The organism is Streptomyces sp. NPDC046939, from assembly GCF_040644575.1.
Lineage (GTDB): Bacteria > Actinomycetota > Actinomycetes > Streptomycetales > Streptomycetaceae > Streptomyces.
Genome location: NZ_JBEYWV010000029.1, coordinates 31242 through 45338 on the forward strand (window position 1 = coordinate 31242; position 14097 = coordinate 45338).

13 protein-coding genes are annotated in these 14097 nt (G+C 76.1%); 12 read left to right on the forward strand and 1 reads right to left on the reverse strand.

The genetic code is table 11. The features are described 5' to 3' along the window. The first annotated feature begins 29 nt into the window (after nucleotides 1-29). From ABZ877_RS28300 to ABZ877_RS28355, 12 genes are all read left to right on the forward strand, one after another. On the forward strand, nucleotides 30-671 hold the full coding sequence (locus tag ABZ877_RS28300; protein WP_361076363.1) for a hypothetical protein: 642 nt from the start codon (nucleotides 30-32) through the stop codon (nucleotides 669-671). 110 nt (nucleotides 672-781) lie between these two features. Next, complete coding sequence (locus tag ABZ877_RS28305) at nucleotides 782-1762, forward strand: NAD-dependent epimerase/dehydratase family protein (RefSeq protein ID WP_361076366.1); 981 nt, start codon at nucleotides 782-784, stop codon at nucleotides 1760-1762. A gap of 115 nt (nucleotides 1763-1877) precedes the next feature. Beyond that, entirely contained in the window at nucleotides 1878-3539 is a 1662-nt protein-coding gene (locus ABZ877_RS28310) for a carbamoyltransferase C-terminal domain-containing protein (protein ID WP_361076368.1), read from the forward strand. Beyond that, a complete protein-coding gene (locus ABZ877_RS28315) occupies nucleotides 3539-4627 on the forward strand; it encodes a glycosyltransferase (protein ID WP_361076371.1) in 1089 nt (362 codons plus the stop codon). Before ABZ877_RS28310 ends, ABZ877_RS28315 begins: the two co-directional genes overlap by 1 nt. Continuing rightward, on the forward strand, nucleotides 4624-5244 hold the full coding sequence (locus ABZ877_RS28320; RefSeq protein ID WP_361076374.1) for an HAD-IIIA family hydrolase: 621 nt from the start codon (nucleotides 4624-4626) through the stop codon (nucleotides 5242-5244). The genes ABZ877_RS28315 and ABZ877_RS28320 overlap by 4 nt, the downstream gene beginning before the upstream one ends. Before the next feature lie 154 nt (nucleotides 5245-5398). Next, nucleotides 5399-5560, forward strand: a complete 162-nt coding sequence (locus ABZ877_RS28325; protein WP_361076377.1) for a hypothetical protein — start codon at nucleotides 5399-5401, stop codon at nucleotides 5558-5560. Continuing rightward, nucleotides 5557-6603: a glycosyltransferase family 9 protein gene (locus ABZ877_RS28330; RefSeq protein WP_361076380.1), complete on the forward strand. Its 1047-nt coding sequence runs from the start codon at nucleotides 5557-5559 to the stop codon at nucleotides 6601-6603. Before ABZ877_RS28325 ends, ABZ877_RS28330 begins: the two co-directional genes overlap by 4 nt. Further along, nucleotides 6600-7565, forward strand: coding sequence for a glycosyltransferase (locus ABZ877_RS28335; protein WP_361076383.1), 966 nt, complete (start codon nucleotides 6600-6602; stop codon nucleotides 7563-7565). Before ABZ877_RS28330 ends, ABZ877_RS28335 begins: the two co-directional genes overlap by 4 nt. Next, nucleotides 7562-8845 carry a glycosyltransferase gene (locus ABZ877_RS28340; protein WP_361076386.1) on the forward strand — a complete coding sequence of 428 codons (1284 nt, stop codon included), beginning with the start codon at nucleotides 7562-7564 and terminating at the stop codon, nucleotides 8843-8845. Before ABZ877_RS28335 ends, ABZ877_RS28340 begins: the two co-directional genes overlap by 4 nt. Before the next feature lie 123 nt (nucleotides 8846-8968). Beyond that, nucleotides 8969-9616, forward strand: a complete 648-nt coding sequence (locus ABZ877_RS28345) for an SIS domain-containing protein (RefSeq protein ID WP_361076389.1) — start codon at nucleotides 8969-8971, stop codon at nucleotides 9614-9616. Next, entirely contained in the window at nucleotides 9613-11019 is a 1407-nt protein-coding gene (rfaE2, locus tag ABZ877_RS28350; RefSeq protein WP_361076392.1) for a D-glycero-beta-D-manno-heptose 1-phosphate adenylyltransferase, read from the forward strand. Before ABZ877_RS28345 ends, rfaE2 begins: the two co-directional genes overlap by 4 nt. 665 nt (nucleotides 11020-11684) lie before the next feature. After that, complete coding sequence (locus tag ABZ877_RS28355; RefSeq protein ID WP_361076395.1) at nucleotides 11685-12626, forward strand: glycosyltransferase family 9 protein; 942 nt, start codon at nucleotides 11685-11687, stop codon at nucleotides 12624-12626. Here the strand turns inward: ABZ877_RS28355 and ABZ877_RS28360 are convergent. Continuing rightward, complete coding sequence (locus ABZ877_RS28360) at nucleotides 12623-13879, reverse strand: MFS transporter (protein ID WP_361076398.1); 1257 nt, start codon at nucleotides 13877-13879, stop codon at nucleotides 12623-12625. The two genes, ABZ877_RS28355 and ABZ877_RS28360, sit on opposite strands and share 4 nt — an antisense overlap. Nucleotides 13880-14097 lie beyond the last annotated feature (218 nt).

Consider the following 14097-nt stretch of genomic DNA (forward strand, 5'->3'; position numbering starts at 1 on the left):
CGGTGCGCGGGGGGCTGCTCTCCGCAGTCGTGGCCGGCTCATTGTTCCTCGGGGCCACGGGGTGCGGAGGGGACGGCGCCGATGATGGGCTTCCCGACGACTACAAGGTCGTCTCGGCGACGCAACTCTGCGGCGGTCATGCCGTGTCCGCCGAGGCGTCCAAGGCGCTGAAGGTGATCACGGGGGCGTCGCGGTTCGAGGCGTCGGGGGAGAGGAACAACGTCCAGGCGGCCGCGGTGAACCTCGCCGAGGCGGCCCCGCTGGCTACCCGCACCGAGGACGTCTGCCGCATCTTCACGCCGCTCAAGACGCGGCACTTCGAGCTCGGGATCACCTGGAAACTGGCGGAGGACGCCCCGTCGGGCCCCTCCTCCCCCGAATTCAGCAGGCTGAAGATGGGGGAGCGGGCCGAGACCGCGCCGAACAAGGCGTACGTCTTCTTCGCGTGCAAGAGCGACAAGCTGCCCGGCCCGTCGAACGCGGCCCACGTCGTCATCGGCGTACGGCCCGGCGGCATGCCCATGGAGCCCGACGGTGACGACGGCGAGCTCAAGGCCCTGAAAGACGCCTACGCCACTGTCGCCCACTCCTTCTCCCTCGCCATGGCCAAGGAGCTGGGCTGCGAGAACAACGCTGGGCTTCCCGCGCGACCCGTGCTCAACCCCGTATAACCCTCACCCTCCGTCACTCACTCCAATGCACCACGTCACCAGGCCCCGGGCCGTCGCCTGGCGGACGCTGGGCGAGCGGCACGCTGTCGCGGTGTACGGAGGAGATCAGCATGGTCACGGAACGGATACCGAAGTGGGAGCACGCCGTCGTCACCGGCGGCGGGGGCTTCGTGGGCTCGCACCTGTGCACCGCGTTGCTGGCCGCCGGAACAGCGGTGACCTGCGTGGACGACTTCAGTACGGGGCGCCCGGAGAACGTGGAGCCGCTGCTGGACCGGCCCGGGTTCACGCTCGTGCGGGAGAACGTCGCCGAGGGGATCACCGTCGAGCGGGCGCCCGATCTGGTGCTGCACTTCGCCTCGCCCGCGTCCCCCGCCGACTATCTGCGGCTGCCCCTGCACACGTTGGAGACCGGCAGCCTCGGCACCCGTAACGCCTTGCGGCTCGCGCACCGCCATGGCGCCCGGTTCGTCCTCGCCTCGACGTCCGAGGTCTACGGCGACCCGGAGCAGAACCCGCAGGACGAGCGGTACTGGGGCCATGTGAACCCGGTGGGGCCCCGCAGCGTCTACGACGAGGCGAAGCGGTTCGGTGAGGCGTTCACCACGGCCCACGCCGAGGCCGAGGGCACTGACACCTGCATCGTCCGCCTGTTCAACACGTACGGGCCCCGGATGCGCGGCCATGACGGGCGTGCCGTGCCCACCTTCATCCGGCAGGCGCTCGCGGGGGAGCCGCTCACCGTCACGGGGGACGGGCGGCAGACCCGTTCGCTGTGCTACGTCGATGACACCGTGGCCGGCATTCTTGCCGCCGCCGCCCACGGCATGCGCGGGCCCGTCAACATCGGCAACCCCTCCGAGCTGACCATGCTCGAACTGGCGCGTCTCGTCATCGAGTTGACCGGGTCCTCGTCCGACATCCGGTTCATCGACCGGCCCACCGACGACCCCGCCGTCCGCTGCCCCGACATCACCCTCGCCGGTGACAAGCTCGGCTGGCAGCCGGAGATCGGCGCCGAGGAAGGGCTGCGGCGCACCATCGACTGGTTCCGCGCCACCGAGAGCCGTACGGAGAGCCCCGCCCGCTGACCTGTGTCGCGGCGATGACGCCCCTGACCCCGCGCGTCGTCTCATCGGTGCGGCTCAGCGCCCCCTCCGACGACGTGTCCCGTGAGTACTGCCGAGAGAACTACGGACACATCACATGCGCATCCTCGGAATCAACGCCCTCTTCCACGACCCCGCCGCCGCCCTCGTCATCGACGGGCACACCGTCGCCGCCGCCGAGGAGGAGCGGTTCTCGCGGCGCAAGCACGGCAAGCGCCCCCTTCCGTTCTCCGCCTGGGAACTCCCCGAGAAGGCCGCCGCCTGGTGTCTGAGCCGGGCCGGACTGCGCCCCGAGGACCTGGACGCCGTCGCCTACTCCTACGATCCCGAACTCGCGCGGCCCGCTGACACGTTGGGGCTCGACGATCCCTGGGACCATCTCCGGCAGACCTACGCCCGTGAAGCGCCGAACTTCCTCAAGGCGGCGCTGCCCGGGCTCGACCCCGGCATCGTCCGCTTCGTACCGCACCACATGGCGCACGCCGCCTCCAGCGCCTTCGCCGCGCCCGACGCGGAGGACTCCTCGGTGCTCGTGCTCGACGGGCGGGGCGAGCGCGCCTCGCACCTCGCCGCGCGTCGCGTCCGCGACAAGCTGGAACCGCTGTACGCGCAGGACCTCCCGCACTCCCTCGGCCTGGTCTACGAGGAGCTGACCGACCACCTCGGATTCCTGCGCTCCTCCGACGAGTTCAAGGTGATGGCGCTCGCCTCGCACGGCAGGCCGCGCATGCTGGAGGAGCTGCGCCGCCACGTGTACCCGACGGGCGACGGCGGCTTCCGGGCCAGCGCGGTGCCGTGGCACGAGCTGTGCCCGCCGCGCGGCGCCGACGAGCCGTGGACGCAGGACCACGCGGACGTGGCCGCGAGTGCGCAGGCCGTCCTGGAGGAGACGCTGCTCGACCTCGCGCGGTGGCTGCACGGCAAGACCCACCACAGCGTGCTCACCCTCGCCGGCGGCGTCGCGCTGAACTGCGTCGCCAACTCCCGTATCGCCCGCGAGGGTCCGTTCTCCCGCGTGTGGGTGCAGCCCGCGGCGGGCGACGCGGGAACCGCCCTCGGTGGCGCGCTGCTCCTCAGCGCGGGCGAAGGCGTGCAGCCCGAGCCGATGACCGGTGCCGACCTCGGCCGCGACTGGTCCGACGCCGAACTCGGCGCCTGGCTGAAGACGGCCGCCGTCTCCTTCGAACGGCCGCCGGACATCGCCGAGACGGTCGCCGAGGCCCTCGCGGACAACCGGATCGTCGCCTGGTTCCAGGGCCGCTCCGAGTACGGGCCCCGGGCGCTCGGGCACCGCTCCCTCATGGCCCACCCCGGCCACGCGGGCAACCTGGAACGCCTCAACGACGTGAAGGGGCGCGAACAGTTCCGGCCCGTCGCGCCCATGGTGCTCGCCGAGCGCGCCCCCGCGATCTTCGACGGGCCGATGCCCAGCCCGTACATGCTCTTCGTGCACGACGTGGCCGAGGACTGGCGGGAGCGGATCCCGGCCGTCGTCCACGTCGACGGCACGGCCCGCATCCAGACCGTCGACCGGCGGCAAGAACCCCTCGTCGCCCGCATGCTGGAGCACTTCGAGCGGCTCACCGGGCTGCCCGTCGTCGTCAACACCAGCCTCAACACGGCGGGCCGGCCCATGGTCGACGATCCGCGCGACGCCCTGGAGTGCTTCGGCTCCTCGCCGGTCGACCTCCTCGCCATCGGCCCGTACGCGATCCGCCGCCAGAACCTCTTCGCGGCCGCCGAGGCGGAGGTGCTCTGATGGCCGGGTACGACGCCGACGACGAGCTGAGCACGTACGCGGTCGTCATCCCCACGCTCGGGAGGCCCAGCCTCGAAGCGACCCTGCGCGCCCTCGCCGAGGCCGCCGGGCCGAAGCCCGACCGGATCGTCCTCGTCGACGACCGGCGGCACCCGCAGGCCGCGACGCCGCTGCCCGTCGAGGTGCCCGAGCCGTTGCGCCGCGCGACCACCGTCGTCAGCGGGGGCGGGCGCGGGCCCGCCGCCGCGCGCAACACCGGGTGGCGGGCGGCCGGGGACGTGCCCTGGATCGTCTTCCTCGACGACGACGTGGTGCCCGGCCCCAGCTGGTGCGACGACCTCGCGCTCGACCTCGCCGCCGCCACCCCCGGCGAAGGCGCCGTCACCGCCCGCGTCGACGTGCCCCTCCCCGCCGACCGGCCGCCCACGGACTGGGAACGCAACACGGCGGGGCTCGCCACCGCCCGGTGGATCACCGCCGACATGGCCTACCGCCGTGAAGCGCTCGCGGAGGTCGGCGGGTTCGACGAACGGTTCCGGCGCGCCTTCCGCGAGGACGCCGACCTCGCGCTGCGGATCATCGGCGCCGGATGGACGGTCGCCGAGGGGACCCGCACCACCACGCACCCCGTGCGGCCCGCGAGCCGGTGGATCTCCGTGCGGCTCCAGGCCGGCAACGCGGACGACGTGCTCATGACGCGGCTGCACGGCCGCGACTGGTGGGCCCGCGCCGCCGCCCCGCGCGGGCGCCTGCCCCGCCACGCCGCGCTGACGGGGGCGGCGACGGCGGCCCTGCTGTGCGCGGCGGCGCGCAAGCCCGTCGCGGCCGTGGCCTGCGCCGCGCTGTGGCTGGCCGGGACCGCCGAGTTCGCCCTGGCCCGGATCGTGCCCGGCCCCCGCAGCCGTGACGAGGTGACGGCGATGGCGCTGACCAGCGTCGTCATCCCGCCCGCCGCGACCTGGCACTGGCTGCGGGGTCAGCTCCGGCACCGCGCCGTGACGCCGACGAGCCGGTACGGGTCCGATCCCGGGCTCCAGGCCGCGCCCCCCGCGCTGCCGGTGCCCGGCGAGGAACGGGTGCGGCCATGACCACCGACCCGATCAGCCCCGGCCCCTGGCTGTTCGACGGCCCGCGCCCCTCGCGCCGCGCCGCCGGGTCCGCTCCCTCGGTCGTCCTCTTCGACCGGGACGGGACGCTCGTCGAGGACGTCCCCTACAACGGGGACCCCGCGCGGGTGCGCCTGACGCCCACCGCGCGGGAGGCCGTCGCGGCGGTCCGGGCGGCCGGAGTCCCCGTCGGCGTCGTGAGCAACCAGTCGGGCGTCGCGCGCGGGCTGCTGACGCGCGGTCAGGTCGATGCGGTGCGGCGGCGCGTGGAGGAACTCCTCGGCCCGTTCGCCGTCTGGGCGGTGTGCCCGCACGGCTCGGACGACGGCTGCGCCTGCCGCAAGCCGCGCCCCGGCCTGGTCCTCGCCGCGTGCGAACGGCTCGGCGTCCGCCCCGAGGACGCCGTCGTCATCGGCGACATCGGCGCGGACATGGACGCGGCCCGCGCGGCGGGCGCCTCCGGCGTCCTGGTCCCCACGCCCGTCACCCGCGCCGAGGAGACCGAGGCGGCCGACACGGTCGCCCCGGACCTGCTGACCGCGGCCCGGCTCGCCCTGGCGTGCTCGCGGGCCCCGGTGGCGGGGGAGGTGCGGCGATGACCGGCACTCGTACTCTTCCGCGTCCGCTGGTCGTGCTGCTCGCGCGGCCCGGTGCGCGGGCCGTGGCCGTGGATGTCGGGGCTCCCGTGCTGCTGAGCGCGGTGCGGCTTGCCTTGGCGTGCGCTCGCACCCCGGTGGCGGGGGAGGTGCGGCGATGACTGGCACCCGTACTCTTCCGCGTCCGCTGGTCGTGCTGCTCGCGCGGTCCGGTGTGCGGGCCGTGGCGGCGGATGTCGGGGCGCCCGTGCTGCTGAGCGCGGTGCGGCTCGCCCTGGCGTGCTCCCGGGCCCCGGCCTCCGGGGAGGTGCGGCGATGACGAAGCCCCGTACTCTCGTCGTCCGGCTCGACAGCGCCGGTGACGTGTTGCTCGCCGGGCCCGCCGTGCGGGCCGTCGCCGCCGGGTCCTCGTACACCGCCCTGCTGTGCGGACCGCAGGGGGCCGACGCGGGGCGGATGCTGCCCGGTGTCGACGACGTCCTCGTGCACGACGCCCCCTGGGTCGGGCTCGAACCGGCCCCCGTGTCGCGCGCGGCGACGCGGGAGGTCGTCGAGGCGGTCGCGGCGGGGCGGTTCGACCGGGCGCTCGTCCTGGTCTCCTTCCACCAGAGCCCGCTGCCCATCGCCCTGCTCCTGAAGCTCGCCGGGGTCGGCTGGACCGGCGCCGACTGCGTCGACTACCCCGGCACCCTCCTCGACCTGCGCCACCACCGCAGGGCCCACCGCCACGAGGCGACGGCGGCCCTCGACCTCGCCCGCGCCGCCGGGTTCGCCCTGCCCGACGGGGACGACGGCGCGCTGCACGTCACCGAACCCCCCGACACCACCGCGCTCACCGGGCCCGAGCCGTACGTCGTGCTGCACCCCGGCGCCGCCGTCCCCGCCCGCGCCTGGAGCCCGGGACGCGCCGCCCGCGCCGCCGCCGCGCTCGCCGCCGACGGCCACCGCGTCGTCGTCACCGGCGGTCCCGGGGAGCGGGAGCTGACCGCGAAGGTCGCCGGGCGCCATGCCCTCGACCTCGGCGGCGCCACCGACCTGCCGCACCTCGCGGGCGTGCTCGCGGGGGCACGGGTCGCGGTGGTCGGCAACACCGGGCCCGGCCATCTCGCCGCCGCCGTCGGCACACCCGTCGCGTGCCTGTTCGCGCCGGTGGTGCCGGCCGAGCGCTGGGGCCCGTACGGCGTCCCGCACGTGCTGCTCGGCGACCAGCGCGCGCCCTGCGCGGACAGCCGGGCGCGGCACTGCCCCCTGCCGGGCCACCCCTGCCTCGACGGGGTCGGCGACGCGGAGGTCCTGAAGGCCGTGGCAGCGCTCGCCGACGGCGTCCCCTGCCGGACAACGGAACGAGGAGCGACCGTATGAACATCCTGTTGTGGCACGTGCACGGCTCCTGGACGACCGCGTTCGTCCAAGGCCCGCACACCTACCTCGTTCCGGTGACACCCGGCCGCGACCCGGACGGGCTCGGACGGGCGGAGACGTTCTCCTGGCCCGCCTCCGTCCGCGAGGTCACGCCCGAGGAGCTGCGCGACGCCGACGTGGACCTGGTCCTGCTCCAGCGCCCCCACGAACTGGAGCTCGCCGAACGCTGGCTGGGCGGCCGCCGCCCCGGACGCGACGTCCCCGCCGTCTACCTGGAGCACAATGCGCCCGACGGCGACGTCCCCAACACCCGCCACCCGTGCGCCGACCGCGACGACCTCACCCTCGTCCACGTCACCCACTTCAACCACCTGTTCTGGGACTGCGGATCGACCCGTACGGAGGTGATCGAGCACGGCATCGTCGACCCGGGCCACCTCTACACCGGGCGGATCGCCCGCGCCGCGGTCGTCGTCAACGAACCCGTGCGGCGCGGCCGGTACACCGGCACCGACCTGCTGCCCGCGCTGAGCGAGGCGGCCCCGCTCGACGTCTTCGGCATGCGCACCGAAGGGCTCGCCGCACACCTCGGCCTGCCCGAGGAGCGGTGCCGCGCCGCCGACCTGCCGCAGAGCGAACTGCACGCGGCCCTCGCCGAGCGCCGCCTCTACCTGCACCCCGTGCGCTGGACCTCGCTCGGCCTCTCGCTCCTCGAAGCGATGCACCTCGGCATGCCCGTCGTGGCGCTCGCCACCACGGAGGCCGTGGAGGCGATCCCCGCCGGCACCGGCACGCTCTCCACCCGCCCCGACGTGCTCGCCCGCGCCGCCCGCCACTACCTGGAGGAGCCGGAGGCGGCGGCCGAGGACGGGGCCCGCGCCCGGCAGGCCGCACTCGACCGGTACGGACTCAAGCGCTTCCTCGCCGACTGGGAGCGCGTGATGACGGAGGCCCGCTCATGACCTCGTCCCTCGGCCCCTTCGACAGCGGCACGTTCGGCGCGCCGCCCGTCGCGACGGGGGCGCTGTCCATCGCGCTCGTCTCGGAGCACGCCAGCCCGCTCGCCGCACTCGGCGGCGTCGACGCGGGCGGGCAGAACGTGCACGTCGCCGCCCTCGCGGGCGCGCTCGCCGACCGCGGGCACCGGGTCACCGTCTACACCCGCCGCGACGCGCGCGAACTGCCCGAGGAGACGTCGCTGCGCGCCGGGGTGCGCGTCCACCACGTGCCCGCCGGGCCGCCCGAGCAGATCCCCAAGGACGAACTCCTGCCGCACATGGACGCGTTCGGCCGCTACCTGGCCCGCGTCTGGCGCGACCGGCCGCCCGACGTGGTGCACTCGCACTTCTGGATGTCCGGGCTCGCCTCGCTGTGGGCGACCCGGCGGCTCGGGCTCCCGCTGCTGCACACCTACCACGCGCTCGGCACGGTGAAGCGGCGCCACCAGCGGCTCGCCGACCCCAGCCCGCCGCAGCGGATCGCCCTGGAGACGGAGGTCGGACTCGGCTGCGAGCGGATCATCGCGACCTGCCGCGACGAGGTCGCCGAGCTGGGCCGCATGGGCGTCCCGGAGAGCAAGGTCGGCATCGTGCCCTGCGGGGTCGACACCGAACTGTTCACCCCGCGCGGGCCGGTCGCCGCGCGCGGCGACCAGCGCCACCAAGTGCTGCAACTCGGGCGGCTCGTGCCCCGCAAGGGCGCCGCCGTGTCGATCGCCGCACTCGCCCAGTTGCCCGAGACGGAGCTGGTGATCGTCGGCGGGCCGCCCGCCGAGCGGCTCGGCCACGACCCCGAGGTGCGCCGGCTGCGCGCGCTCGCCCGCCGCACCGGCGTCGCCGACCGGGTCCGCTTCACGGGCGGCGTGCCCAGCGCCGACGTGCCGTCGCTGCTGCGCGCGGCCGACGTGGTGGTGTGCCCCGCCGACTACGAGCCGTTCGGCATCGTCCCGCTGGAGGCGATGGCCTGCGGCCGGCCGGTCGTCGCCAGCGCGGTCGGCGGCCAGCTCGACACGGTCGCCGACCCCGCGACCGGCCGCCTCGTCCCGCCCCGCGACCCGCGGGCGCTCGCCCGCGCCGTCGCCGAACTCCTGGCCGACCCGGCGACCCGCGAGGCGAGCGGCGAGGCCGGACGCCGCCGGGTCCTGCGCCGCTTCGGCTGGGACCGCGTCGCCGCCGCGACGGAGACGGCGTACTGCGACGTCCTCGACGCCCTGCCGGTGGCGAGCGGGGTGGGCGCGGTGTGAGCCCCGCCCCGGGCGCCCCGCTTCCCGCGTCCGTCCCATCCGACCGCCTCTTCTCGCCCTCTCTCCCCGAAGGAGGTGCGGGCCCGCCGACGCCCCCCGAGGGCGCGGTACGCCCGAGCCGATATGAGTGAAACATCCGCATTCGACGCCGCCCACGCGCACTGCCGTTCCCTGGAGCAGGCCCTCGGCCGGCTGCGGCGGGAGAGCCTCGGGCGGATCGCGGAGTGGGGCGGCCGGCTCGCCGCCGCGCTGCCCGCGGGCAGCCGCCTCCTCGCCGCGGGCAACGGCGGCAGCGCCGCACAGGCCCAGCACCTGACGGCGGAGCTGGTCGGCCGGTACCGCCACGAGCGGCCCGCGTACTCGGCGATCTCCCTGCACGCGGAGACCTCCGCGATGACCGCGATCGGCAACGACTACGGCTTCGACCACGTCTTCGCCCGCCAGGTCACCGCGCACGGCAGGCCCGGCGACATCCTCATGCTGCTCTCCACCTCGGGGCGCAGCGCCAACCTGATCACCGCCGCCGTCGCCGGGCGGACCGCCGGGCTGCGGGTCTGGGCGCTCACCGGGCCCGGCCCCAACCCGCTCGGCGAGGCCGCCGACGAAGTCCTGCACATCGACGGCGACACCACCGCCACCGTGCAGGAGGCCCACCTCGTCGCCGTGCACCTGCTGTGCGAGGCGTTCGACGCGGCGCTCCCCGGGCCCGTCGCGGCGACCGTCGGCCGGACCGCGCCGCACGTGGTCCCCGTCCCCGGGGCCCTCTCGTGACCGCCCCGGCCGGGCCGAAGCCGCTCGTCGTCGTCGGGGATGTCCTCCTCGACGAGGACATCGAGGGCGTCGCCACCCGCCTTGCCCCCGACGCCCCCGCGCCCGTCGTCGACGTCACCGCGGACCGCCGCCACCCCGGCGGTGCGGGCCTCGCCGCCGCGCTCGCCGCCCGCGGCGGACGCGAGGTCGTCCTCGTCACCGCGCTCGGCGACGACGACGCCAGCGAAGCCGTACGCCGGGGACTGGCGGGACGCGTACGGCTCGTCGAACTGCCCCTCGACGGTACGCTCCCCGTCAAGACCCGTGTCCTCGCCGCCGGGCGGCCCCTCGTACGCATCGACCGCGGCGGCGGCACCCCCGGCGAGCCCGACGCCGCCGTGCGCGAGGCGCTCGACCGTGCCCACGCCGTGCTCGTCGCCGACTACGGCCGCGGCACGGCGAGCGCCGTCCGCACCCACCTGGCGGCGGTCGCCGCGCACACCCCGCTCGTCTGGGACCCGCACCCCAAGGGCGACGGGCCCGTGCCGGGCGCGCGGCTCGTCACCCCCAACGCGGCGGAGAGCCGCGCCCTGTGCCCCGGGGGCGACGAGAGCCTCGGCGCGTACGCCGCGCGCGGCACCGAACTCGCCGCCCGCTGGCAGGCCGCGGGGGTCGCGGTGACCCTCGGCGAACGCGGAGTCCTCCTGACCCGCCCCGGCTCCGGTACGCCGATGCTCGTACCGCCGCCGTACCGCGCGTCCGGCGACCCGTGCGGCGCCGGGGACTGCTTCGCCGCGACGACGGCCGCCGTCCTCGCCGACGGCGCGCTCCCCGAGGAGGCGCTGCAACGGGCCGTCGCGGAGGCCGCCGCGTTCGTGTCGGCGGGCGGCGCGGGCAACCCCGACCTGTGGCGCGCGTCCGCCGTGCCGCGCGCTGAGGAACCGCCGGTCACCGACGCGTTCGCCCTCGCCGAACGGGTCCGGGCGCGCGGCGGCACCGTCGTGGCCACCGGCGGCTGCTTCGACCTCCTGCACGCGGGCCACGTCGGCCTCCTGGAGAGCGCCCGGCGCATCGGCGACTGCCTCATCGTGTGCCTCAACTCCGACGCCTCCCTGGCCCGCCGCAAGGGCCCGGGGCGGCCGCTCAACAAGGAGGCGGACCGCGTCCGCGTCCTGCGCGCGCTCGGCAGCGTCGACGCCGTCGCCGTGTTCGAGGAGGACACCCCCCAGAAGCTGCTAGCCCAGCTGCGGCCGGACGTGTGGGTCAAGGGCGGCGACTACTCGGTACAGGACCTGCCCGAGGCACGGACACTGCGGGCATGGGGCGGCCAGGCGGTCGTCCTGCCCTACCTGGACGGCCGCTCCACCACATCCCTGGCCCGCCGCGCAGCGGCCGTCGCGGCGCCGCCGGGGGCTGTGTCGTGAGGGCGGCGCGGCGGGATGGCGGCGCCGGGTCGGGGGACGCGCTGGTTGGGGGTGCCATGTACGAGACAGCGGCGCCCTCGTCGTCGGCCCGTGCCATCGGGGGCCGTGTCGTGAGGGTTGCGGGGGAAGGCGGCGCCGGGCCGGAGGACCCGCAGGCCGGGGGCGCCAGGCGCGAGACAGCCGTGCCCTCGGCGCCACCCCGTGCCGCCGGGGACCGTGTCATGAGAGTGGCGCCGGAGGGCGGCCACGGGCCGGAGGACCCGCAGGCCGGGGGCGCCACGTACGAGACAGCCGTCCCCTCGTCGCCACCGCGCCCCGCCGGGGACCGTGTCATGAGGGTGGCGCGGGAGGGCAGCCACGGGTCGGAGGGCCTGCTGGCTGGGGGCGCCATGTACGAGACAGCCGGACTTTCGGCGTCGTCCCGTGCCGCTGGGCCCCGCTTCATGGGGGTGGCGCGGCAAGGTGACGCCGGGCCGGAGGACGCGCAGGCCGGGCGCGCCACGCGCGAGGCAGCCGCGTCCTCCCGTGACCGCCCCACGTGCGAGACTGCCGCATCCTCGGCGCCGCCCCGCGACCGCCCCACGTACGAGACAGCCGCGACCTCGTCGCCACCTCCCAATCGCCCCCGCCTCCTCGTCCTGCGTGCTCTCGGGCTTGGGGATCTTTTGGTCGTTGTGCCGGCGTTGCGTGCTCTGCGTCGCAGGTGGGCCGGGCATGAGATCGTGCTCGCGGCGCCTGCGCGGCTTGGTGCGCTCGCCGCGGTGACCGGGCTCGTGGACCGGCTGTTGCCCACGACCGCCACGGGGCGCGAGGTTCCCGCCGCCCTCGACTGGACGGGGCCGCCGCCCGATCTCGCGGTCGACCTGCACGGCAACGGGCCGCCCAGCCATCTGCTGCTGCACCGGCTGCGGCCCCGGCGCCTGTTCGCGTACGCGCACCCCGGCACGCCCGGCATCGAGGGCCCGGCCTGGCGCGACGACGAGCACGAGCGGGAGCGGTGGTGTCGCCTGCTCTCCTGGTACGGCGTCGACGCCGACCCCGCGGACCTGCTGATCGAGCCGCCCGCGACACCCTCCCCGGCGCCCGGCGCGGTGATCGTGCACCCCGGCGCCGACGCCGCCGCCCGCCGCTGGCCGCCGGAGCGGTTCGCCGCCGTGGCCGCCGCGCTGCGGGCCGACGGGCACGAGGTGGTCGTGACGGCGGGGGCGGGGGAGGAGGCGCTCGCCCGCACGGTGGCGGCGGAGGCCGGGCTGCCCGGCCGCGCCGTGATCGGCGGCGCGGCGGACGTACCGTTCGACCGGCTGGCGGCGCTCGTCGCGCACGCCCGCTGCGTGATCGTCGGCGACACGGGCCTCGCCCACCTCGCGACCGCGCTGGGCACCCCGTCGGTCGTCCTGTTCGGGCCGGTCGCCCCGCGCCTGTGGGGGCCGCCGCCCGATCCGCGCCACCGCATCCTGTGGCACCCCGACCCCGACGACGCGCCACGCCCCGGCGACGCCCACGGCGACCGCCCGGACGCACGCCTCCTGCGCATCACGCCCGGGGAGGTCGTCGACGCCGTACGGGACCTGCCCGCGCGGCAACGCTCCATGACGAGGAGCCGTTAGGCGGCCGTGCCGAGGGCCGGCCGCGCCGTCACCTCGTGCTCCTCCGTGCGCAGGACGACCGGCGCGGTGATCCGGCGTCCGCGCAGCAGGTGCCCCGCCGCGATCGATACGGCAATCAGCAGACCGCCGGAGACCAGGGCGCCGCGCGCCCCGGCCAGCTCCATGAGGAGGCCGAGCGCGGGCGGCCCCGCCAGGCCCCACACCGTGCTGACGCTGCCCCAGACCCCGAGGACACGGCCCCGCAGGTGCGCGGGCGGATCGGTCTGGAGGACGGTGGTGCCCGCGGTGTCGGAGACGGTCTCCACGACCGCCATCGGCAGGACGAGGACGAGCAGGACGGCGAACGACGGCGCGAGGCCCGCGATGGCCTGGAGCAGTCCGCCCGCGGCGGCCAGCGTCCCCACGAGCCGCACCGACGGCCTGCGCAGCCGCGCCCCGAGCACCGCGCCCACGATCCCGCCGACGGCGAGGACCGTGGAGACCGTGCCGAACGATCCGGCGCCCCCGGCGAGCGGGCCCGTGACGAGCACGGCCAGGGTCAGGTTGTAGTTCCGGCCGAGGACCGCGCTGATGCCGGTGACACCCGCGAGGGCCACGAGGCGCGGACGGCGCAGGAAGAACAGCAGACCCTGGCGCACCGTCATGTCCGCGCCCACCTGTTCGGCGGCGTCCCGGGCGGGGCCGGGCACGGCGGAGCGCACCGCCCCGTACGCCGGGCGCAGGAACGGGATGACCGAGGCCACGAAGAGGAACGACACCCCGTTGGCCGCGTACGCGGCGGCCGTGCCGAGGAAGCCGACGGTGACGCCGCCGAGCGCCGCGCCGGCGAGACGGCCCGCGCTGTGGACGAGGGAGCCCACCCCGATGGCGGAGGGCACGTCCTCCGGCGGCACGAGGTCGTTGCCGAGCAGGGCGCAGGCGGGCCCGTCGACCGTGGCGACGACCCCGGTGACGGCGGCGAGCACCATCAGCAGGGTCAGGTCGAGCCGTCCGGTCGCCACCAGGGCGGCCGTGGCGAAGGCGATCGCGCCGAGCACGGCCTGGCTGACGGCGGCGGTGAGCCTGCGGGGCAGCCGGTCGACGGCCGCGCCGCCCACCACGCTCATCAGCAGCGCGGGCGCCGCCTGCACCGACATGGACAGGCCGGTCGCGGCGGCGGACCCGGTGATCTGCAGGACCAGCAGGTTCTGCACCGTGAGCTGCATCCACGTACCGGCGTTCGACACGAGGTTGGCCACGGACCACCAGCGCATGGACCGGTACCGCAGGGACCGCCACGGGGAGGTGCGGGACGGAGCGGAGAGGGCGCGCGGGAAGCGCGGGAGGCGCGCAGGGCGCGAGAAAGGTGAGGAAGACACAGGAGCACTCGGGAGACGCGGGGCCGGGTCCGAGGGGGACTCAGGCGGGGGATCGGACGCCGTGCGATCGGCTGGTCATCCCGTGCGGCCCGTCATTGCGCGGCGGCGGATGC